The organism is Streptomyces sp. CBMA291, assembly GCF_014596525.1.
Lineage (GTDB): Bacteria > Actinomycetota > Actinomycetes > Streptomycetales > Streptomycetaceae > Streptomyces.
This window is the reverse complement of record NZ_MSJP01000022.1, coordinates 132,003-154,019: the sequence shown is the minus strand read 5'-3', so window position 1 is coordinate 154,019 and position 22,017 is coordinate 132,003. Positions and strand designations below refer to the sequence as shown.

Genomic DNA, 22,017 nt, shown 5'->3' with positions numbered 1-22,017 from the left:
AGGAAACGGAAACGGGACCGGACCCGCCGCACACGCGGCCGGTCCGGTCCCGTCCCGTCGTACGGAAGGCCGACGCCCCCCGCCACCAGGAAGGCCGAGGCTCAGTCGACCTCCGCCACCGCCTGCGCGAACTGCGCCGCGTACAGCCGGGCGTACGCCCCGCCGGACGTCAGCAGCTCCTCGTGGGTGCCCTGCTCGACGATCGAACCGTTCTCCATCACCAGGATCACGTCCGCGTCCCGGATCGTGGAGAGCCGGTGCGCGATCACGAACGAGGTCCGCCCGTGCGCGAGCCGCGCCATCGCCTTCTGGATCAGGACCTCGGTCCGGGTGTCCACCGAACTGGTCGCCTCGTCGAGGACGAGGATCACCGGGTCGGACAGGAACGCGCGGGCGATCGTGATCAGCTGCTTCTCACCCGCGCTCACCCCCGCGCCGTCGTCGTCGATGACGGTGTCGTACCCCTCGGGCAGGGTCCGGACGAACCGGTCGGCGTGCGCCGCGCGCGCCGCCGCCTCGATCTCCTCCCGGGTCACCTCCCGGGTCGCGCCGTACGCGATGTTCTCCGCGATGGTCCCGCCGAACAGCCAGGTGTCCTGGAGGACCATGCCGATCCCGGACCGCAGCCCCTCCCTGGACATCCTCGCGATGTCCACCCCGTCCAGGGTGATCCGGCCGCCCGTCACCTCGTAGAACCGCATCAGCAGGTTCACCAGGGTCGTCTTGCCCGCACCCGTCGGGCCGACGATCGCGACCGTCTGGCCCGGCTCCACGACGAGCGACAGGTCCTCGATGAGCGGCTTGTCCTCCTCGTAGCGGAAGGACACCTTCTCCAGGGCCACCTTGCCCTTGAGGTCCACCGGCTTCTCGCTCGTCGGCGCGTCCGGCTCCTGCTCCTCGGCGTCGAGCAGCTCGAAGATCCGCTCGGCCGAGGCGACGCCCGACTGCACCAGGTTCGCCATCGAGGCGACCTGCGTCAGCGGCATCGAGAACTGGCGCGAGTACTGGATGAACGCCTGCACGTCACCGATGGAGAGCGTGCCGCTCGCCACCCGCAGACCGCCGACCACGGCCACCAGGACGTAGTTGAGGTTCGAGATGAAGAACATCACCGGCTGCATGACACCGCTGTTGAACTGGGCCTTGAACCCGGCCTCGTACAGCGCCTCGTTCTGCTCGCGGAAGTCCCGCGCGGACTCCTCCTGCCGGCCGAAGACCTTGACCAGGGCGTGTCCGCTGTACATCTCCTCCACGTGCGCGTTGAGCGTGCCCGTGGACTTCCACTGCTGGACGAAGTGCGGTTGCGAGCGCTTGCCGATCTTCGCCGCGACGAACACCGACACCGGCACCGTCACCAGGGCCACCAGGGCGAGCAGCGGCGAGATCCAGAACATCATCGCGAGGACGCCCACGATGGTGAGCAGCGAGTTGATCAGCTGCCCCATCGACTGCTGGAGCGTCTGCGAGATGTTGTCGATGTCGTTGGTCGCCCGTGAGAGCACCTCGCCGCGCTGCGCCTTGTCGAAGTACGACAGGGGGAGCCGCGCCAGCTTCGTCTGGACGTCCTCCCGCATCCGGTAGACCGTCCGGTTGATCACCTTGATCGACATGCGCGTCGAGACCAGCATGAGCAGGCCCGCCGCCACGTACACGCCGAGGACCACGAGCAGCACCGAACCGACGGCGCCGAAGTCGATCCCCTGCCCGGGGGTGAAGTCGACCCCGGACAGCATGTCCGCCATGCCGGAGTCGCCCGAAGCCCGCAGGCGTTCGATCGCCTCCGCCTTCGTGCCGCCCTGGATCTGACGTCCGAGCACCCCCGCGAAGACGAGGTCGGTCGCCTTGCCGAGCACCTTCGGACCGACCACCGAGGCGGCCACCGACAGCACACCGGCGATCAGCATCACCCAGAGCGCGCCGCGTTCGGGCGCCAGCTGCCGCAGCAGCCGCTTGCCCGACCCCTTGAAGTCCATCGACCGCTGGTCGGGGCCGCCACCGGCCATCATGCGTCCGCCAGGACCGGCCATCAGGCTGCCTCCGCCTCGGTGAGCTGGGAGAGGACGATCTCCCGGTACGTCTCGTTCTCCGCCATCAGCTCCCGGTGCCGCCCGGTGCCGACGACCCGGCCCTCGTCGAGGACGATGATCCGGTCGGCGTCACGGATGGTGGAGACCCGCTGGGCGACGATCACCACGGTCGCGTCCGCCGTCTCCTCGGAGAGCGCGGCGCGCAGCAGCGCGTCCGTCTCGTAGTCGAGGGCGGAGAACGAGTCGTCGAACAGATAGATCTCCGGCCGCTGCACCAGGGTCCGCGCGATGGCGAGGCGCTGGCGCTGGCCGCCGGAGACATTGGTGCCGCCCTGGGCGATCGGCGCGTCCAGACCGTTCTCCAGCTTCCGTACGAAGTCGGCCGCCTGGGCCACTTCGAGGGCGTGCCACAGTTCCTCGTCGGTGGCGTCCGGCTTGCCGTAGCGCAGGTTGGTGGCGACGGTCCCGGAGAAGAGGTACGGCTTCTGGGGGACGAGCCCGACGGTCCTCGCCATGAGGGCGGGGTCGAGCGAGCGGACGTCCACGCCGTCGACGAGGACCTCGCCGCCGGTCGCGTCGAAGAGCCTCGGGACGAGCCCCAGGAGGGTGGACTTGCCGCTGCCGGTGGAGCCGATCACGGCGGTGGTCTCACCGGGGCGCGCGACCAGCCCGACGTCCTTGAGGACGGACTCCTCGGCGCCGGGGTAGCGGAAGTCGGCGCCCTTGATCTCCAGATGGCCGCGCCGGTCGAGGGTGGTCACCGGCTTCGACGGCGGCACCACGCTGGACTCGGTCCCGAGGACCTCCTCGATGCGCTCGGCGCAGACCTCGGCGCGCGGCACCATCATGAACATGAAGGTGGCCATCATGACCGCCATCACGATCTGCATCAGATAGGCGAGGAACGCGGTCAGCGCGCCGATCTGCATCCCGCCGCTGTCGATGCGGTGCGCGCCGAACCAGACGACGGCGACGCTGGAGATGTTCACCACGGTCATCACCGTCGGGAACATCAGCGCCATCAGCCGGCCGGTGGCCATCGACACGTCGGTCAGCTCACCGTTGGCACCGCGGAACCGTTCCGCCTCGTAGTCGTCCCGGACGAAGGCACGGATGACCCGGTTGCCGGTGATCTGCTCGCGCAGCACCCGGTTCACCGTGTCGAGGCGCGTCTGCATGGTGCGGAACAGCGGGCGCATCCGCCGGACGATCAGGGAGACCGCGATCGCGAGCACCGGCACCACCGCGAGCAGCACGCCCGACAGCGGCACGTCCTGCCCGAGGGCCATCACGATGCCGCCGACGCACATGATCGGCGCGGAGACCATCAGCGTGAACGCCATCAGGACCAGCATCTGGACCTGCTGGACGTCGTTGGTCGTACGGGTGATCAGCGAGGGCGCGCCGAAGTTGCCCAGCTCTCGCGCGGAGAACGACTGCACCCGGTCGAAGACCGCGCCGCGTACGTCCCGCCCGAGCGCGGAGGCGGTCCGCGCGCCGTAGTACACGGCGCCGACGTTGCAGACGACCTGGACGACGGAGACGCCGATCATCAGGCCGCCGGCCCGCAGGATGTAACCGGTGTCCCCGGCGACGACGCCGTTGTCGATGATGTCCGCGTTCAGGGTCGGCAGGTAGAGGCTCGCGCAGGTCTGCAGGAATTGCAGCAGCACGAGCAGCGCTATCGGTTTTCGGTAGGGCCCGAGGTGGGTTCGGAGAAGTCTTGTGAGCACGGGTCCTACTATCGCCCGCACCGCCGGAGCGTTACGACCGGGTTTCGGGGCGGGAGCGCGACCCTGGGCAAGACTTTACGAACCGAAGGCGCCGGGGGGAGGGGGAGGCGCCCGGGTTCACCAGGGGAAGCCGGGCGGGCCCCGCGAGCCGGATCCGTCCGGTTTCCAGCGCCGATCCGTCCGGTTTCCACGCGCCGAGGCGTCCGGGGCGGCGGAGGGCGGCCGTCCGGTTCTACGAGCCGAAGGCCCCGGGGTGGAGCTGGTCGCGCGTCGCCGTGTACTGCTGCCGTACCGCGCGGCCCTCCGCCAGCTCGTCGCCGGGCTCCAGGAGCTGCGCGGCGGCGCCCTGCCAGGCCGGGGGAGCGGCCGGGGAGAGCGTGCCCCGGGCGACCCCGAGGGACCAGGCGGCCTGCCGGGCGGCGCCGAGGGCCGCGTAGTCGGCGGGCTGCGGGACGACGACCCGCACGCCGAGCAGGGCAGGCGCGAGTGCCTGTACGGCGGGGAGCGCGGCGGCGGCACCGAGCAGGAAGACCCGCCGGACCTCGACGCCCCGGCCGCGCAGGACGTCCATCGCGTCGGCGAGCGAGCAGATCATCCCCTCGAACGCGGCCCGCGCCAGGTGCTCGGGCTTCATCGAGGCCCTGCGCAGCCCGCTGAGGGTGCCGGCGGCGCCCGGCAGGTTCGGGGTCCGCTCGCCCTCCAGATAGGGCAGCAGGACGAGCCCGGAGGCACCCGGGGTGGACTTCAGGGCCAGTGCGGACAGCTCTTCGAGGGAGTCGGCGCCCAGCATCTCGGCGGTGCCGCGCAGGGCCCGCACCGCGTTGGAGGTGTGGACGACCGGCAGGTGCATGCCGGTGGCGTCGGCGAAGGCGGTGATCGTGCCGTCGGGGTCGGCGAGTGCCTCGTGGTGGACGGCCATCACGGAGCCGGAGGCGCCGAGCGAGACGACCGCGTCGCCGGGGCCGACCCCGAGGCCGAGGGCGGCGGCCATCGTCTCGCCGGTCCCGGCGGAGATGAGGAGGCCCTCGGGGGTGGTGCCGGCCGGGTCGGCGGGCCCGAGGACCTCGGGCAGCGCGGCCCGGTGCCCGAGGGCCAGTTCGACGAGGTCGGGGCGGTAGGTGCCGGTGCGGGCCGACCAGTAGCCGGTGCCGGAGGCCGCGCCCCGGTCGGTGGTGCGGCGGACGGGCCTGCCGAGGAGCTGCCAGACCAGCCAGTCGTGCGGCTGGAGGACCATGGCGATCCGGCGGGCCTGCTCGGGTTCGGTGCGGGCGAGCCAGCGGAGCTTGGCGACGGGCTGTCCGGAGGCGGGCACGGAGCCGACGGCCTCGGCCCAGGCCTGGCGCCCGCCGAGCGAGTCGACGAGGTCGGCGGCGGCGATCTGGGCTCGTTTGTCGTTGCGGACGAGCGCGGGCCGGACGAGCCCGCCCCGCGCGTCGAGCGGCACGACCCCGTGCTGCTGCGCGGAGACGCCGATGGCCTCCACGCCTTCCAGGAGGCCACCGGTGGCGGCCTCCCCGAGCGAGAGCAGCCAGTTCTGCGGGTCGACGTCCACTGCTTTCGGTTCGCCCGGATGGGGGGCGTACCCCTGTCTCAGTACGGCACCCGTGTCCGTGTCACAGACGACGATGCGTGTGAACTCCGCAGAGCTGTCGAGTCCGGCGACTATCCCCATGACATCCGATTCTGCCGCACGCCGGAAGGTTTCAGGTGTTGCTGGTGCCCCAGTCGTCGTCTTCGACCTTCCCGTTGCCCGCGCTCCGCTCGCGGAGTCCCTGGATCCGGTCGGTCACGGAGGACGGCAGCCGGTCGCCGACCTTGTCGCCCACGGCGTGCGCCGCCTTGCCCGCGACCTGCCGGCCCGTCTGGGCGGCGGACTCGGCCGCGTTGCGGACGGCCGGGTTCTGTGCCAGGTCCTTGGCGGACTTCTTCATCTGCTCGTAGCGCTCGCGTCCGGCCCGCGTGCCGATCACGTAACCGAGGGCAAGTCCCACGACGAACGTCAGCTTGTAGCGCACGGCCACCATCCTTCCTGGAGGTTCCTGATGGATCGCTGGTGCCCACGGCGATACCGATTGGCGGAGCACCCCCCTGCTTGCGCTAATGTATGTCTCGCAGCGAGCGAGCGCCCTCCCGGTTCAGCCGGACTGGGTACGATCGTTGCGACGCAGCAATCCCCTGTAGCTCAATTGGCAGAGCAGCCGGCTGTTAACCGGCAGGTTACTGGTTCGAGTCCAGTCGGGGGAGCGCGATCCCCTGTAGCTCAATTGGCAGAGCATTCGGCTGTTAACCGGAGGGTTACTGGTTCGAGTCCAGTCGGGGGAGCCAGACGGAAGAGGACCCTTCGGGGTCCTTTTTCGCGTCTACGGGAACCACGCGGGGCCCTGCGGGGTCTTCATGGGCGGCAGGGCCGATCACCCGAAGCAGTAGATCGTATGAGCGGCTATGCTGCGGCAGACGGCGCGCACACATGTACACGCTTCACCGTCCGGGGCGGTAGCTCAGCCGGTTAGAGCAGCGGACTCATAATCCGTCGGCCGTGGGTTCGAGTCCCACCCGCCCCACCGAAGAAAAACGTTCGGACCTGCGGAAACGCCCCTGGAGGGGTGTTTCCGCAGGCGACGCTCGCCCCTCATCGTCGTGGCGAAACGGACGCCTGTGGTCTGCCTCGCCGAACTCCAGCCGTCGTGACCTGGGGTTTTGGGTGGAGCGTCAGTGCGGAATCACGAAGATGATCCCACGGCGATCCCACGGCTCCCGGGTGTGACACGCCGCACATTGCGCCGAATATCCACGCCGCCCCTCGGGGTGCCGTCTCCGGCGTAGCGCTGCCGACAGGGTGGGCCGCGGAGTACACGACGTCAGCTGTTGTTCCCCCGGGCCCCTCCAGCGGCTGTCCGTGCCGGGCTTCCACGCCCCCACCAGCGCCACCTACGACTGGGCCGAGGCCGCCGACCTGTCCCTGACCGAGTTCCGCACCTACTTCGCCCTTCGGGCGCTGCGGAGCGACCCGCGAATGCGCGGGAACGACATCCGCACCATGGCAGCCGACGGGAGCGCCATCCGGGGCAACCCGACCTGCTGCCGGTGAACCAGGATCCGCTGGGCGCGGGCGGACGCAGGGTGCGCGACGACGGCAGCACCGAGGTGTTCGCCAAGCCCTGGCCGACGGCTCGGTCGCCGTGGGCCTGCTCAACAGGGGAGGGAGCATCACGACCGTCATCGCCACGGCCGCGCAGATCAGCCTCACCGGCGCGTCGTTCGCCCTCACCGACCCGTGAACCGGCGGCACATCGAGCACCTCCGGTCAGTTCTGCGCGAGCCACCGCGCGCCCGGTGCCGCCGTGTTGCGGGATCCGCGTCTACGGCGACAAGTTTCTGGAGGCCTGGCCAGGGCACCACGAAGGGCACGTCGGTCGTCATCTGGCCCTGCAACGGCCAGAAGACAACCAGAAGTGGACGCCTCGCGCCGACGGGTCGATCCGCGGCATCCACCTCGGTCCGTGCCTCGACGCGAACGGGGCCGGCACCGCCGACGGTACCCCCGCCGTACTGTGGACCTGCAACGACCGGAACAACCAGCAGTGGAACACGCTCCCGTGACGCGCCGCCCCTCCTCCACGTACGGCGACCAGCCGCGCCGATCCAGCAACCACTCGCTCAAGCAAGAGAGGGACGTCCCATGAGAAGGTCCTGGATTCGCCCCTTGGGCACGCTTGCCGCCGCCGTTCTCGCGATGACGGCGGCAGGGGCGATCCCCGCCTCCACAGCCTCCGACATGCCTTTGCGAGTCATGCCGTTGGGCGACTCGATCACCTGGGGCGTGGGAAGCAGTACGGGCAACGGCTACCGGGGGCCGCTGTGGGACAGGATCGTGGCGGATGGCCACCCGGTGGACTTCGTTGGTACGGGGCGGGCCGGCTCGATGTCCGACCCCGACAACGAAGGACACTCCGGATACCTCATCGAGCAGATCGACGCCCTCACCGACGCCTCACTCACGCGTTACCGTCCCAACGTCGTGACGCTGCACATCGGCACCAACGATCTCGACCGCTCCCACCAGGTCTCCACCGCCACCGCCCGGCTGAAGGCCTTGGTGGGGCGGATCACCGCCGCCGCCCCCGACGCCACCGTCCTCGTGGCCTCCCTGGTCGTGTCCACCAGCGCATCCGAGGAGCAGTACCGGGCGGCGTACAACCAGGCCATTCCTGGCATCGTGCGCGAGGCGCAGACCGCGGGCAAGCGTGTCGCGTACGTCGACATGAGCAGCCTGACCACGGCCGACCTGGCCGACGCCCTGCACCCCAACGACGCGGGCTACCGGAAGATGGCCGACGCCTTCCATGGCGGCATCCAGGCCGCGGACAGCGCCGGGTGGCTGAAGAACCCCGCTCCCGCCCCGGCGCGCGTACATTCCGGCATCGCCGGCAAGTGCCTGGACGTCAGCGGCGCCGGCAACGCCGACGGGACCGCCGTCCGGACGTGAAGCTGCGACGGCGGCGCCAACCAGTTCTGGTCCGCCTACACCGACGGCACCCTGCGCTCCGTGGGCAAGTGCCTCGACGCCCCGGGCCGGGGTACCGCCAACGGCACCAAGGTGCAGCTCTGGGCCTGTCACGGCGGTTCCAACCAGAAGTGGGCCGCCCAGACCGTCGGATGACCGCAGCTCCCGGGATCTGAGCGCCTTCCGGCCTCAGGTCCCGGGAGGAACTCGGTGGAGAGCAGCACGTCCCTGGTGGCGATCGTCAGCGTGTCCGCGCCGAAGCGACAGCCTCGCTACCTCGACGCAAGAGACTCAACCAGGGTCACGCGGGTTCGACGAGAAGTTGACCGCCACTGAAGTGGACCTGGGTCTTGGTACCGGTGTTGATGTTCCACTGCGGCGTGATGGTGACGCGTTCGCCGGGCTTCATACCGGTGAGCAGGTGGCGGCGGGAGGCGTAGACGCGGCTGGGGCCGTGGGCAGAGAGTCCACGGGCGGGGCTTGTGGGCGTGTATCCGCCGCTGGCCCGCCACAGCGCCCATACCGTGGCGGTGGGGCCGGCGGTGGTGTGGAGGGCCGCGGAGATGGTGACGTAGGCCGCACCGGACGACGGCACTGTGAAGGTGACAGGGGCCCAGGCGGCGGCGGGGAAGTCCACAGAGGTCTCCAGCCGGTCCAGGGCCGGGGCGGTCTGCTGGCTTGAGACCAACAGCGGGGGGCGGTGCGTTCCTTCGGTGAAGGGAGCATCGGCCTGCCGGCGCAGCTGTTCGGCGGGGTGCCCTGCGGGTATCCCGTGCACCTGGAAGCGTACGGTCGCGGGCTCGGAGTGGTTGCTCGCGACCCAGGCGACGGCTTCGATCTTGCGGGGACCGGGGGACCAGGTCTGGGGCGGGCTCCAGCTCCACTTGCCTTCGGCGTTCACCGGGGCTTCGCCGACACGGATGCCGTCGTCGAGGAGGTGGACGGCGCGCACGCCCTTCGGGGCAGTGCCGCGGAACTCGGGCCGGGGGTGTGTGTACGAGCTGTCCAACGGCGCTTCGATCACCGGGGGCTCGACGTGGGTGACCACGACGAAGGTGACGGTCGCGGTGTTGGTCAGGTCCTCGCCTCGGCCCGCGGCGACGAGCAGGGTGTTCTCACCGGCCGGCCAGCCGCTCTCGCGGCGCCAGTTCCAGACACCGTTCGGCCCGGGGCGGGTGGTGCCTATGCAGCGTGTACCGGCGAAGAAGTAGAGGGCGTCCGTGTCCGGCGGGCAGGCGCCGGACAGGGAGACGAGCGGGCCGACGATCGCCTGCGTGCGAGGGGCCGTGATCGTCACCGGCTGCTGCGGATCGGCGGGCTCCGGTTCAGGCTGGGCACGCCGCAGCCACTGCCGCTTGCGCTGCGGCACAGGCTTCTGCCCCAACCACGATCCGACCCGGACAAGGTGGGCTTCCTGCTCGGCGGCTGCGCTCTTCAGGGCGCCGACCTCGGCGTCGGTCAGGACGGCATCCAGCACTCGCTGCGGAATGTCGGCCGCGGTGAGCAGGTCGTGCTCCACGAGCTGGTTCAGCAGCCAGGCAGCAGTGGTCTCGGCGCCGCGGATGTTGAGATGGGTCCAGTCCCGTTTGCCCTGCGGGTGTTCAGAATGCTCGCCGGGTTCGAACCAGCCCAGCAGGCGTACGGCTGCAATCGGGCCGAGATCCTGCCACAGCTCCTCGGACCACCGGTTGAGGTCCACCAGCGGCACGTCCGCATCGGCGGCAGCCTTCACCATGAGGTCAGCGCGCTCGCGCAGACCGTTGGCGACCCGCCCGTCCGCGTGGAAGGTCCCACGGGCCAGCGACGTCACGAACACCGGCGACACCCCGAGCTCCTGCAGCGCCTCCGTGAACAGCTCCAGGTACGCCCGGTATTCCTCGGCACTCGTGTATTTGTCGGGCTCCATCATGTTCTGATCGTTGTGCCCGAAGGAGATGAGCGCGATGTCACCCGGCCGCGCTTCGTTGAGCACGCGAATGAAGGGATGGGTGTAGAAGCTTCGGCTTGAGGCGTTGTAGAGCGCGAAGTTGAGAACCTCGGTGTGCCCGGCGAGCACCTCGGTAAGCGCCTGACCCCATCCCTGCAAGGGACGCTGCTTGGGGTTCACCGCAGCCGTCGAGTCGCCCAGAACAAGAAGACGCGGCCTGCTCACACAGTGCGACGATGCATCACGAAGGGTTTCAGTCGCAGTAGTTGGCTCAGCGGCTTTCGCTTCAGAATTCGCCTTACTGGCAGCCGATATTCTGGAATCCTGCGCGGGGGTGGGGGCCATGACGAGAACGCTCCGATGTGAACAGGGGCATGTTGAGAACGAAACTGGCTCGACCGTTGACTTACAGGACGCGCGAACATACAGGCCGCGCTGGCGCTGAGCCGGTTCGTGCACGCTGCGACGCAGGTCACCCCGCCATGACCCGAGAATTTCAGGCTTCGACGTGGTTTCCAGAGCAGCTTCGGAGGCTCATCTGCACTGTTCCATCATCATGATTCGCCAATAGCGCCAGACCCTGGTACCGAATGGGATTCTTCTAGCTAGCGCGAGCACGTCTGAAAAAGATGCCATACCGATGTCGAATGGTCAAAGGAATCTCACAGGAATCTCGGATGCTCAATGGAGTCCAGGCCACCAATTCGAGGGAAAGGCGAAAAATGTCTTAATTTGCGCGGCACTTCACGCGAGCACAGGTGACCAAGGTCATGCCGTTGGTAGCCGCTGGCCTCAACGGAGTGGCTGCCGCGCACGCCGAGCTTCTTCGCGGAAGGCCCCATTGCCGGGAGACCGTCCTCGGCCATCTCCATTTCACGGTAGGTCGTGTCGCAATTGTGGACGAGGACGGGAGTGGCGCCCGCCAGCACATAGTGCGTGTGCTGGCTGACACATCCTCAACTGCGTATATGCAGGTGGGTGGGGGTTTGGCGTTCCGCTGGCGTCTGTCGTAGTGCGCGGGAATCCGTGGTCGTTGCCGTTGCTACTGCCGTCAGGATCCGTACGCCGCGTTGCATGTCGCGGTGCTTCCGGCGTCAGTCGCCTTCAATCGTCTCAGGCGGGTTCGGGATGTGTTTCCCACGCGATTCCGCGACCCTGAGCGCGTCGGCCAGTGCTTCGGTCAGCCGGTGGGCCAGCCAGCGGTACTCGACGGCTGACAGCTCCCGGGCTCCTGGGGCCACGGCCTTTCGGGCGTACTCCAGGAGCTCTTCGCCCATGTCGAGTTGGACCTCTTCGATGCTGTCGGCGAGGAAGGAGAGGCAGCCCCTGTCGTCGGTACTCAGGTAGCAAGGGTTCCCGTCCTGGGTGGTCCACGGCAGCGAGCGGGGTCCTGTCACCCCGGCCGCCGCGTCGTATAGATCCCTGCGACGCATGCGGTCCGCGTCCTCCTGGACGTGCTCACTGTGCACCCCCGCCTGGGTCGCCGATTGGGAACACGGAGACCGTAGGGGCCGGCGATCTGTCACTCCATCCATGGAACATGCCAGTTGGCAACGGAGGGCGTACGAACTATCGCGTTGCGTGGCAGCTATCCGACGACGGTCAGGTAGGCAGCCGTGTCGCGCATCTCGGCCGTGAGGGTCCGCTTGCGCTTCTTCAGGATCTCCTGCATGGTCTCGGCTGCCATCCGCCTGGTCCACTTCCACGCCGTGATCCGGCTCGACGGCCCAGACGGCAACACCCAGCCCCCACCGCCGTCCGCCACCGTCACCTTGCTTGCCGATGCCATCCGGGCTGCCGCCGCCCGCGTACGTGCAACCGTCGTGTCGGACGCGATCGGGGAACGCGAACTCGCCTGGGGAGAACAGCTCGACGTACGCGAGATCGCCGCCTTCGGCACCGACGACGAACTGACCGACCAGGCCGTCGCCGCCTACGTGGCCAAGTACGCCACCAAATCCGCAGACACCGGGGGCACCCTCGACCGCGCTCTGTTCTGCCGCCCCTGCCAAGGACGCGGCGCCATGCTCCTGCGTCACGGAACCCCGCTCCCGTGCACCGCCTGCAACGGCACCGGACAGGCCCGGCCCTTGCCCCGCCTCGCGGTCGCCCGGCATGTACGGCAGATGATCCGCTCCTGCTGGGAGCTCGGCAAGCTGCCAGAGTTCGCCGACCTCAAGCTGTGGAAGTGGGCGCACATGCGCGGCTTCCGCGGCCACTTCTCCACCAGGTCCCGCGCCTACTCCACCACCCTCAGCGCGCTCCGGACCGCCCGAGCCGCCTGGCATCGCCGCCACACCCCTCCGCCCTCACCGACCGCCCTCGTCCTCGCCCGCTGGGCCTACGACGGCACCGCCCTCACCCCCGACCTCGAACGCCTCGCCGCACTCATCCACGGCGGCCCGACGGGCGAACAGGAGGTAGCGACTCGTGCGTGACGACGAACTCCTCACCGTCCCCGAGGCAATGGCCCGCCTCAAGATCGGCCGCTCCGCCCTCTACGACCTCCTGCACACCCGCCGCCTGGCCTCCCTGACTATCGGTCGCGCCCGCCGCATCCCCGCCCACGCCCTCGCTGACTACGTCCAGCACCACCTGGAAGAGGCCGCCCGATGACCGCCCCCAAGCGCAAGAAGGCCCGCGCCAACGGCGAAGGCACCATCTACCAGCGCAAGGACGGCCGCTGGGAAGCCGCCGGCTACGTCCTCGCCGCCAACGGCACCCGCAAACGCGTCCGCGTCTACGGCAGCACACGGAGGGAAGCCGCCGACAAACTCGCCGAGAAGATCGCCAACAGCAACCGCGGCCTGCCCATCGCCACCGCCGACAGCACCGTCGGTGAATACCTCACCTACTGGCTCGGCAGTGTCGCCGTCCACCGGCTCCGCGAGAACACCCACACCCGCTACGCCACCTGCGTCCGTCTCCACCTCATCCCCGGCCTCGGCACCAAGAAGATCGCCCGCCTCACCGCCAAGGACGTGCGCACCTTCCTCGACCGGCTCCGCACCGCTTGCCAGTGCTGCGCCCAGGGGCTGGACATCGAACGGAAGCAGTGCTGTGCGGTCGGCGAGTGCTGCCAGAAGCATCTGTCCGCTTTGACCGTGGCCTACGTGCACTCCGTGCTCAAGTCGGCACTGGAGCACGCCGTCCGGGAGGACGAGCTGCCCCGGAACGTCGCGCGCAACGTCAAGACCACCACGCACCAGCCCAGGCGCTTCCGTCCGCTCACTGCGGCAGAGGCCCGCAAGTTCCTCGACGCGGCACGCGCCGACTGGCTCCACGCATTGTACGAACTCGCCCTCCGCACCGGACTCCGCAAAGGCGAACTCCTCGGCCTCCACTGGGAAGACCTCGACCTCACCACCGGAACGGCCAGCATCCGCCGCTCACTCCAGCGCACCCGCAGCGGCGGCCTCACCCACCTGCCCACCAAGACCCGCGCATCCGAACGCCGCATCGCCCTCCCCACCGAATGCCTCCGCTCCCTCAAGAAGCACCAGGAACGCCAGGACAAAGAGCGAGAGACAGCAGGATCGGCCTGGACAGACAGCGGCCTCGTCTTCGCCACGCCCACAGGGCGGCCTCTCGACCCGGCCAACCTCACCCGCCGCTTCCGCAGCTTCCTCGGCCGGGCCGGACTCCGCCGCATCCGCTTCCACGACCTCCGCCACTCGACCGCCACCCTGCTCCTGGAACAGGGAGTCGACCTCGTCGTCATCAAGGAACTCCTCGGCCACGCCCACATCGGCGTCACCGCCGGCGTCTACGCCCACGTACGCCTCCGCCTGCAACGCCAAGCCATCGACACCCTCGGCAACGCCCTCGGCCCCACCGAGGAAGACCCCGAAGACCCACCTGCCATGGCAGCCGTCCGCTGACGTTGCCGTCACCGTTGCCGTCAAGACGCCAAGAGGCCGCCATCGGGATTAGCCAATGGCGGCCTCTTGGCTTGCCGCACGCTTCCTACCCAAGGACTCTCTATTAATCCAGAGCCAAGGGCCGTCACCCGGAGAGGGCTAGCGCATCAGGAACGAAATTCGCGAGACCACGAATTCTCCGTAGGAAAATTCGTGACCCAGCTCTACGAATCTCGCATACAAATCATGGTCGATCTCACAAGAATACTCCATGAGGAATCTCAGGAGGACCCTAAAGGCGAGTTCTGGGCAAATATCCGAGGCGCACACCCTCAGCGCCGATACGGCGCCCGGGGTACTCGCCATTGGATTGTTTGCGATCGCCTCATCCAGAGCAGGCTCAAGCTCGTCGATTTCCGCAACAACCCTGCCCGTGAAGGCGCCGTACGCACTTTCGCCGACTTCGAGGTTTGCGTGCACGCCGGCTTGAGTGAGGCCCCTTTCGCAGATATCTGCAACTTCCCGGAACCAGCCCAATCCACTGACCGAATCACCGTTGAGGCGATGGTAGGAGCCAGTTGCACATTCCCAGAGGGTGGCAACAGTGTCAGCGTCACCGCTGGCTGCCATCCTGAGTGCATCCTCGGCGAGCGCTAGTACGAACGGGTCTGACGTTTGGGCGACGTAGCTCATGACCAACTCGCGCGCGCTCCCCGATAGCCTCCAGTCTTGATGGAACATAGAGGCTAGATGCGTGATACCGAAGTCATCCTCGGTAAATCTGATCCCCACAGAGAACACCTATCTCGGGTATGCGGTCGACACGTAATATCCCCCCGGGTGCCCAGCCGCACGCTGAAGGATTATTGTGTACGCGTTACTTGTGGGGGTAATATTTCCGCTCGCGTCAGCCCTCACTCCAATTGGGTTATTGGCGCCGAATCTCCCTTTGATTTCATGTGGCCCTACGCCACCACCTCGAAGCCAGTTGCCGATGCGCTTCTGATCTGACGCGATACCGTAGTCGACGACTTGCTGGGCAGTCTGGAGATCAGTAAAGCGAGACTTCACTTTCGAGGTTTGTGCCATCTGAATGAGTCGCTGATCACTTACATTCACATGCTCGTCGAGAACGTGCGCAGCAGGGAATCGAGCGTCATCAGCAGTCAGGTTGTTGCAGTTGTGCACCAGAACCGGCGTAGCCCCCGCCAGCACATAGTACGTGTGCAGTTTGTTGACCGTCAGGTTGTGGACCTTGGCGGTCTGGGTCCAGCGAGCTACTGACGTGACCTGGACGTACGTGCCGGCGGAGGTGCGGAGGGTGTCGCCGGGGCGGAGGTCGGTGGCGTCGGTCCAGTGGTTTGTGTTGGCCACCCAGAAGGGGTGGTTGTCCGTGGCCTTGATCTTGCCGGTCTTGTTGCCCTTGGCGCCGTCGAGGTCGATCGTGATCTCGACGAGGTGCTTCTCGCCCGTGCGGGCGATGGTGTGGGCGACTTCTTCCGACTTGGTCGTGTTGGTTTCCGGGTCGGTGGCCAGGACCTCGTCGCCATTGGCGACGTCCTCGATGGGCTTGGTCGTGCCGTCGGCCATCAGGACTGGGGTGCCTGGTGTGAAGCTGTTGTCGGTTTTGCAGGAGATGCCGTCCAAGGCGTCGTCCGAGACTTTGGCCTCGGCCGCGTCGTCGGCGAGCTTTGCTGCCTGGCGTTCCGCCGCCACCGCTTCGTCAGCTGCCGCGAAGGCCTTGCTGGCCGCCCGGACGTTGCCCCAGGCTTCGGAGAGGCGGCCCCAGGCCTTCCATGCCTTGTAGCCGGCCTGGGCGACCTTGAAGAGTTTGCCCCAGGGGACGAAACTCAGGCCGGTGTTGATGCAGGCCCATACGTCGCCCTTGGTGAAGCAGTCGCGGGCGTCGTTGTAGCCGATGAGATCGCCGATGATGTTGACGATCTCCTTCTTGATCTCCTCGACCGCCCGGTGTGCCGCTTCCTTCTGCTTGCGGGCCTTCTTCGCCTGCCGCTCTGCGTGCGTGGCGGTCGGCTTGTCGATGTCGTAGTAGTCGTAGTAGGTGTCGCTGACCTTGACGTCGAATCCGCCGTTGCCGGTGGGCTTGCAGCTGACGCCGACGAGAACGCAGTCGTCGGGCTTCAGGCCCGTCGGGTCCGAGAACGTCGCCGGGTTGTTGTTGCCGTAGCCGTAGGCGTCGCCGGTCTGGTCGAGCAGCGGGTCCACGGAGATGAAGGAGGCGATGGCCGGGTCGTAGAAGCGGGCGCCGGTGGCGATGAGGCCGGTGGAGTCGTCCTTGGGCTGTCCGAGGAAGTCCCGGTCGGTGGTGTCCTCCAGCTGGTTCTCGCCGCCGCGAGGTGCGCCGAACGGGGTGTAGCGCTGGCGCGTCACGGCCCCGGTGGACTGGTCGACGGCGACGGACGCACTGCCCTGGGCATCGCTGACCAGGATGCTGGTGGTGCTGGTTCCGGCGCCCGTGCTGATGCGGACGACGCCGCCGGCGTAGTACCGCGTGGCCTTCGTTCCGTCGGGGGAGGCGGTGACCTCCATGCCGTCGAGATACAGCGTTGAACCGGTGGGTTCGTTGCGTATGAGGCGCTGACCGTCGGGGCCGTAGACGAAGGAGGTCTCCTTGCCGTCGGCTGTGGCGACCTTGGTGAGCTGCTCGAACTCCCAGGTGAAGGTGTCCGTCTTGTTGTCGGTGGTGCGGCTGGTGAGCTGACCGGCCTTGTTGTACTGGTACGTCGCGCCGCCGACCTTGACGGGTGCGTGCGAGTGGGCCGCGGTATCGCCGGTGGCCCCGTAGGAGTGCGCGGTGGTGACGCCGTCCTTGACGGTGTTCAGGATCCGGCCGGACTCGTCGTACGTGTACTGCTCGTCGTAGGGCGCGGGTCCCCACGTGCTTGCCTGCGTGCAGCCGGTGCCGCCGGTGGGCCACATCTGGGTCCACGCTCTGGTCATCCGGTGGCCGAGGTCGTAGGCGTGGCACTGCTGCTGGGCGGTGAGGCCGTCGTTGACGGCGAGGACGTTGCCGACCTGGTCGTAGCGGTAGCTGACGTCTTGGACGAGGGCGCCGAAGGAGGCGGCGTTCATGTTGGTCAGGCGACCGGTGACTTCGTCGTACCGGTAGCCCCGGTCGACGCGGTGGTCGCCGGAGCCGGCGGTGCGGGTGGCGAGGCGGCCGAGGCCGTCGTAGGAGAGGGCCGAGGTGTAGTCGGCCAGGGGGCTGCGGACTCCGGTGACGAAGCCGAGGTCGTCGTAGCTGGTGTTGACGCGCTCTTCTGGGAGCCCTCCGGCGGCCGGGTAGACGATGGAGGTGGGTGCGCCGCCGGTGGTGTACTCGTAGGCGTAGGAGTAGGTGCCGGCGAGCGGGCCTTCCTCCGCGGGGACGACGGTCTGCTTGCCGGTGGGGCGCCCGTGCTCGTCGTAGCCGAGGATCCGTGTCGTGTACGCGCGCCCGTTGTGGAAGCGTGTGGATTCGACCGGCCTGCCCAGGCCGTTCGGCAGTGTGTCGTAGCTGAAGGAGGCGAGAGGGGTTTGGGTGCCGCCGCTGATCCGTTGGATGTCGAGCGGGCGGCCGAGTTCGTCGTAGGCGTAGACGGTCTCGCGGAGTTCAGCGTCGGTGCTGGACTTCAGCCGTCCCGCGAGGTCGTAGGAGAACCACTGTCGCCCGCGGTCGGGGTCGCTCGTTTCGAGCAGGCGGCCCTGCCAGTCGTGGGCGTACGTCGATGTGACGTTGAGGTTCTCGTCCTTCTTCGCAACCATCTCGCCGCGGATGTCGTACGCGAACGTGGTGGTGGAGGTCTTTCCGGTGTCGACCTGGCCGACCGTCTTGGTGGTCTGTCCCAGCGCGTTGACGTAAGTGGTGGCACTGCCGCCGGTCGGCGGGGTGACGGTGGCCTGGTCGGCGGCGTAGGAGCTGGTGCTCTTCCACTGGAAGACGCCCTTGGAGTACAGGGCGTTCTCGGTGGCGTTGCCGAGGGAGTCGTAGGTGGTTCGGGTCTCCGAGGGCCACTGGGCGGCGGGCGGCGAGGCCAGTCCGCTGCCGGCGGCGCCCGTCACGTAGAGCGGGCCGGAGGAGCTGATGCTGCGGCCCTGGTCGTCGGTTGCGACCGTGGTGACGATGCGTCCGCCGCGCGGTGAGGGGGACTGGGTCTCGACAGTGGTCCCGAGGGTGTCCAGATAGGCGTAGGAGGTGGCGAAGTAGGGCTGGAGGGAGCCGTCCTTCGTCTTGAGGCCAAGCAGCTGCCGTGTGGTGATGCGGGAGACCGCGTTGGCCGCCATCTGGTACTCGAACGCGTAGCTGGGCGGGTACTCGGCAGCGGTGGGGTCACCGGGGAGACGGGCCTCAGTGACTCGGCCGAGCGCGTCGTACGTGGTGGTCGTGGTGCCGCCGTTGCTGTCGACGACCTTGACGGGGCTTCCGCGCAGCGGATCCAGCTCCGTGTTGGTCGTGAAGCCCTTGGCGTTGACGACGTCGACCTGTGAGGGGTTCCCCGTGGTCGGGGTGTAGCGGGTGGAGGTCCTGCTGCCCTGGGGGTCGGTGGCGTCGAGGCTGCGGCCGTACACGTCGTAGGTGGTGTAGGCCCTGGAGGAGGTCTCGCCGTTGAACCAGACGTCGACGCGGGTCACGTCTGCCTGGGTGGCCGGCGCACCGAGGTCGGTCGGCCCGTGCTTCTTGTCGTAGTAGCTGTCGCTGCGCGAGTGGGGCGTGGTGCCACAGGTGGCGCCGGTGGCGTCCCGGAGTTCGACGCGGTACGGGGTGACGAGGAGGAACTTGGAGTTCGCGTTGTTGACGGCGAAGCTGGTCACGGTGCACTTGGCGTCGGTGCTTACGGCCAGATCGCCTTCGTCGACGACCTTCTCCGGCATGCCCCAGGTGCCGTTGTACGTGGTGGTGTTACGCGTGGTGCGGTACCCGCCTGCGGCGGTGCGCGCCTTGCTGGTGCTGGTCTGCGGGCGCACGAAGTACGCGTCGTGGTCGCCGGTGCCGTCGACGAGCCGCTTGTACCAGTGCTGTGTCTTCGTGGCCTTCAGGACGGTGGCGCCGTCGCTGGTGAGGTCCTCGGAGCTGCGGACCTGGCCTGCGAGATAGATGTAGTCGGTGAGGTCCTCGGCCGGATACAGGTCGGCGAAGAAGTCCGCCGCGACCTTGACCGACTTGGTGCCGCCCGTCGCCGTGCGGTCGCCGTTCATGCCGCGGTGGTAGCGGGAGCGGGAGAGCGCCGCGGAGCTGCCCGTGCCGGCTTTGACGAGGACCTCGGAGTAGCCGCGCCAGTCCGACCAGGACTGCTTGTCTACCGGGGTGAGCTGGTCATCACTCCAGTGCCAGGCGCCGCCGCCCAGATATTGGTAGGTGACGGGCCTCTCTCGGGTGACGCTGGCGCCGTCCTGGGTGGCGACCTTGAGGGTCAGGTACTTGTGGAACCAGCCAGTGGTCTCGGTGCCGCCATCGGGTACGTAGTGGACCTTGTAGCACAGTCGGGTGTTCGTCGACTCGTCGGTCGGCAGGGTAGTAGGGGTGCACCCCTCGGTGGCCTGGCCGTCGCCGTTGGCGTCGACGCCATACGTCACGCTTGTGCGTCCGCCGAGTTCGTTGGTGACGGTCTGGATCCGCCAGGAGTTCATCTTCGGCGTGCCGGCCGGTGGGTCCACCCTGTTGGGCAGGAGCGTGCCGTTGAAGTCCGTCGGGCGCAGCGCCAGTGTGGCGCCGTCGGCGGCGTAGCCCGTGCGTGTGACCTTCGACAGCCACAGGCTGGGGTCGAAGTTCGCCTCTTCCGTGGTCGGGAACTGGTGGACGAATGTGTACGCGTCCACCGTGCGGTGGGCCTTGCTGGGGTCGCGGTCGGCGACCTGGGCTTCGACGCGCGTCAGGAACCGGGTGTCGAAGAAGGCCGGCTGGAACTTGTCCGGGCAGGACGTGGCCGTGCAGATCAGGTCGACGGGCACGTCCGGGTACGAGGCCGCGGTGCTGCTCGCGGTAGGGGCGGCACACGTGCCGTCCAGTGCCTTGCAGCGATAGGCATAGGTGAAAGCGACACGTCCGGGAGCCTTGGCGGCCTCGCCTCCAGGGCGGTGCCCGTACTCGATCGCCTTGAGGTATCCGCCGCGGTCGTAGGGGACCGTGGAGGCGGTTCCGCTCTTCTGGTGGTAGCGGTTGGCGTCCTTGCCGTAGAAGTAGGTCGCCTCGGTGTCGTGGCGATCCTTCACCAGGGTGAGGTTCCAGCGCCATGCCTGGTTGCAGAACTGGCCCTCGCAGGGACTGCCAGGCTTCTTGCCGAAGACGGGGACCGTCCAGGTGGAGTTGGTGGCGGTGCCCGTGGTGGGCTGTGCGGCGAGACCGAAGTGGTAGCGGGACCCCTCAGGGGTGGAGACGATCCAGTACTCGCCGTTCTCGTCACCGTTGGCTTCGCCGTTCCAGCGCTCGATCTTCCAGCCCTGGTCGTTCTTGAGCCGCCAGTTGACGGCGTCGACCCTGATGAGCTCGCCCGAGACGCCGTTGAGCGAGATCGTCGCGTTGTCACTGGCCCAGCACAGGTCGCCCCAGGTGGGCTCGCCCTGCTCACTGCAGGACTGATACCGGCGCTCGATGTAACTCTGGCCGATCTCCCAGCCAGTACCGATCACGGAAGCCTGGTTGTTGCTGGCGGACGTACGGCCGTCGACGGCCTGGGACGAGTACGACAGGCCAAGCGCCGGGTCGGACCCACCAGGGACGTCCGGGAGCGTGAACGGGTAGGAATACGAGAAGTTGCCGGTGTTCCCGCCGGCCTGCCACGACCCCGAAGAGGGCAGGACAGAGGCCTTGAACGAGCCCGTGTCCCCGGAAGCCCCGGCGGAGAGCGCGTAGACCACTGGCTCGGTCGGCTTCGATGACACAGCGGACGTGGCCCCTGGGGACGAGGCAGAGGAAGTGGTGGGACCGAAGTCGACGTCGGCGACGAGTTCCCCCGCACGCCGGTCGTTGCGGGTGACCACGGGCTCGGCCTTGGCACACGTGGCGTCGTCCGGACGGGTCAGCACGCACCCGGGGTAGCGCACGAGACGGACGCGGTCGGAGAAGTTCGCTCCGGCGGCATCCTTGACGCCGTTGTAGTTCACGCGGATCCGCGCCCGCTGGTGCTCGCCGGGGTCCGCCTTCTTCACGCCGCCGACACGGGCCGACAACCCCATCGGCCCACCGGCCGCTGCGGGAACGTGGTCAGACGCCGGGGTGGCGTCAGCTTCCTGGGGGGTGAGGGTGAACGCGATGCCGCCCGCGCCGAGCCGGCGTGCTGCGGCGTGATCGAGGGTGCTGATCCGTACCTGCTCGGGTTCCGCACCTTCGGCCGGGACCACCGTCACCGGGTCGGCCGTGCTCGTCTTCTGCTCCGTTTGGGGTGCGACCGTCGTGGTGCGCGCCTTCGGCCAGACAGGAGCGGGTCTCACTGGCGAGTCGGGCAGCGCCTTGGGCGGGGCGAGCGGCTCAGGGGTTCGACCGGCGGCGATCACCTCGGTCGAACTACCGACGGCTCGCGCCTCGCCCCGAGGATCGGGCTGGAGTGCGGCCGCCGGCGTCAACGACACGGCGACGGCGAGCGCGGCGGCCCCGGCGACCACCTTGAAACGATGCTGAACTGCGCGCCCCCGGATTCGCATTCGGAGGCGGTGGCTTTTTCTTCTCACTTTTTCTCTCAATCCCCCCACGCGCCGGTTTCAGACGCAGGAAGATTGGAGGTATATCACTAATTCGATCACTTGAGAAGCTCCTTATCGAAGAATGAGTCACATAGGGGGATGTCCACTTTGCGGGCAATACACCCACCCTTTCCGTGGCCCTTGTTCGCGTACCAGGAGAATGGTGTACGAATTGGTGTGACGGGTTTCACGGTGTGGGGGATCTGGCCGGGATTTGCGCGTTGACGCACCGCTGACCTGTGGATACGGTGAGCTTGATCAATCGACTCTGCCAAGCTGGGGGGCCCAC

The 22,017-nt window shown here is 68.1% G+C and carries 11 protein-coding genes, 3 tRNA genes and 2 pseudogenes; 8 read left to right on the top strand and 8 right to left on the bottom strand.

Going from position 1 to position 22,017, the window contains the following annotated elements; translation table 11 throughout:
* Nucleotides 1-101: 101 nt before the first annotated feature.
* From BU197_RS06405 to BU197_RS06390, 4 genes are all read right to left on the bottom strand, one after another.
* The gene (locus BU197_RS06405) at nt 102-2,027 is read right to left on the bottom strand and encodes an ABC transporter ATP-binding protein (protein ID WP_188267219.1); all 1,926 of its coding nucleotides are present in this window, start codon (nt 2,025-2,027) and stop codon (nt 102-104) included.
* The gene (locus BU197_RS06400; RefSeq protein ID WP_188267218.1) at nt 2,027-3,760 is read right to left on the bottom strand and encodes an ABC transporter ATP-binding protein; all 1,734 of its coding nucleotides are present in this window, start codon (nt 3,758-3,760) and stop codon (nt 2,027-2,029) included. The genes BU197_RS06405 and BU197_RS06400 overlap by 1 nt, the downstream gene beginning before the upstream one ends.
* Before the next feature lie 232 nt (nt 3,761-3,992).
* Nucleotides 3,993-5,432 carry a xylulokinase gene (locus tag BU197_RS06395; RefSeq protein ID WP_188267217.1) on the bottom strand — a complete coding sequence of 480 codons (1,440 nt, stop codon included), beginning with the start codon at nt 5,430-5,432 and terminating at the stop codon, nt 3,993-3,995.
* Between the two features lie 31 nt (nt 5,433-5,463).
* On the bottom strand, nt 5,464-5,775 hold the full coding sequence (locus tag BU197_RS06390) for a YtxH domain-containing protein (RefSeq protein ID WP_188267216.1): 312 nt from the start codon (nt 5,773-5,775) through the stop codon (nt 5,464-5,466).
* 156 nt (nt 5,776-5,931) lie between these two features.
* Between BU197_RS06390 and BU197_RS06385 the strand changes: the two genes are divergently transcribed.
* From BU197_RS06385 to BU197_RS06365, 5 genes and pseudogenes are all read left to right on the top strand, one after another.
* Nucleotides 5,932-6,004: transfer RNA gene (locus BU197_RS06385), tRNA-Asn, on the top strand.
* Nucleotides 6,005-6,009: 5 nt separating this feature from the next.
* Nucleotides 6,010-6,085, top strand: a tRNA-Asn gene (locus BU197_RS06380).
* 162 nt (nt 6,086-6,247) lie between these two features.
* Nucleotides 6,248-6,321 (top strand) — tRNA-Ile (locus tag BU197_RS06375).
* Nucleotides 6,322-6,713: 392 nt separating this feature from the next.
* A pseudogene (locus tag BU197_RS06370) lies at nt 6,714-7,360 on the top strand (ricin-type beta-trefoil lectin domain protein); the annotation flags it as partial.
* A 79-nt stretch (nt 7,361-7,439) separates the two neighbouring features.
* Nucleotides 7,440-8,399 (top strand): annotated as a pseudogene (locus tag BU197_RS06365) (GDSL-type esterase/lipase family protein); the annotation flags it as partial.
* 166 nt (nt 8,400-8,565) lie between these two features.
* On the opposite strand, the gene BU197_RS06360 reads toward BU197_RS06365, so the two are convergent.
* Together BU197_RS06360 and BU197_RS06355 are read right to left on the bottom strand one after the other, a co-directional pair.
* A complete protein-coding gene (locus BU197_RS06360) occupies nt 8,566-10,416 on the bottom strand; it encodes a GDSL-type esterase/lipase family protein (RefSeq protein ID WP_188267215.1) in 1,851 nt (616 codons plus the stop codon).
* Nucleotides 10,417-11,285: 869 nt separating this feature from the next.
* A complete protein-coding gene (locus tag BU197_RS06355; RefSeq protein WP_188267273.1) occupies nt 11,286-11,624 on the bottom strand; it encodes a hypothetical protein in 339 nt (112 codons plus the stop codon).
* Between the two features lie 237 nt (nt 11,625-11,861).
* Here BU197_RS06355 and BU197_RS06350 point away from each other — a divergent pair, with 237 nt between their 5' ends.
* From BU197_RS06350 to BU197_RS06340, 3 genes are read left to right on the top strand one after another with little or no spacing between them, the layout of a single operon-like run.
* On the top strand, nt 11,862-12,629 hold the full coding sequence (locus BU197_RS06350; RefSeq protein ID WP_411158450.1) for a replication initiator: 768 nt from the start codon (nt 11,862-11,864) through the stop codon (nt 12,627-12,629).
* Entirely contained in the window at nt 12,622-12,807 is a 186-nt protein-coding gene (locus BU197_RS06345) for a helix-turn-helix domain-containing protein (protein ID WP_188267214.1), read from the top strand. Before BU197_RS06350 ends, BU197_RS06345 begins: the two co-directional genes overlap by 8 nt.
* Nucleotides 12,804-14,072: a tyrosine-type recombinase/integrase gene (locus tag BU197_RS06340; protein WP_188267213.1), complete on the top strand. Its 1,269-nt coding sequence runs from the start codon at nt 12,804-12,806 to the stop codon at nt 14,070-14,072. The genes BU197_RS06345 and BU197_RS06340 overlap by 4 nt, the downstream gene beginning before the upstream one ends.
* Before the next feature lie 138 nt (nt 14,073-14,210).
* Here BU197_RS06340 and BU197_RS06335 read toward each other — a convergent pair whose 3' ends face one another.
* Both BU197_RS06335 and BU197_RS31255 read right to left on the bottom strand, forming a co-directional pair.
* Entirely contained in the window at nt 14,211-14,852 is a 642-nt protein-coding gene (locus BU197_RS06335) for a hypothetical protein (protein ID WP_188267212.1), read from the bottom strand.
* Nucleotides 14,853-21,650 (bottom strand): polymorphic toxin-type HINT domain-containing protein, encoded by a 6,798-nt coding sequence (locus BU197_RS31255; RefSeq protein ID WP_188267211.1) that lies wholly within the window; start codon nt 21,648-21,650, stop codon nt 14,853-14,855.
* Nucleotides 21,651-22,017 lie beyond the last annotated feature (367 nt).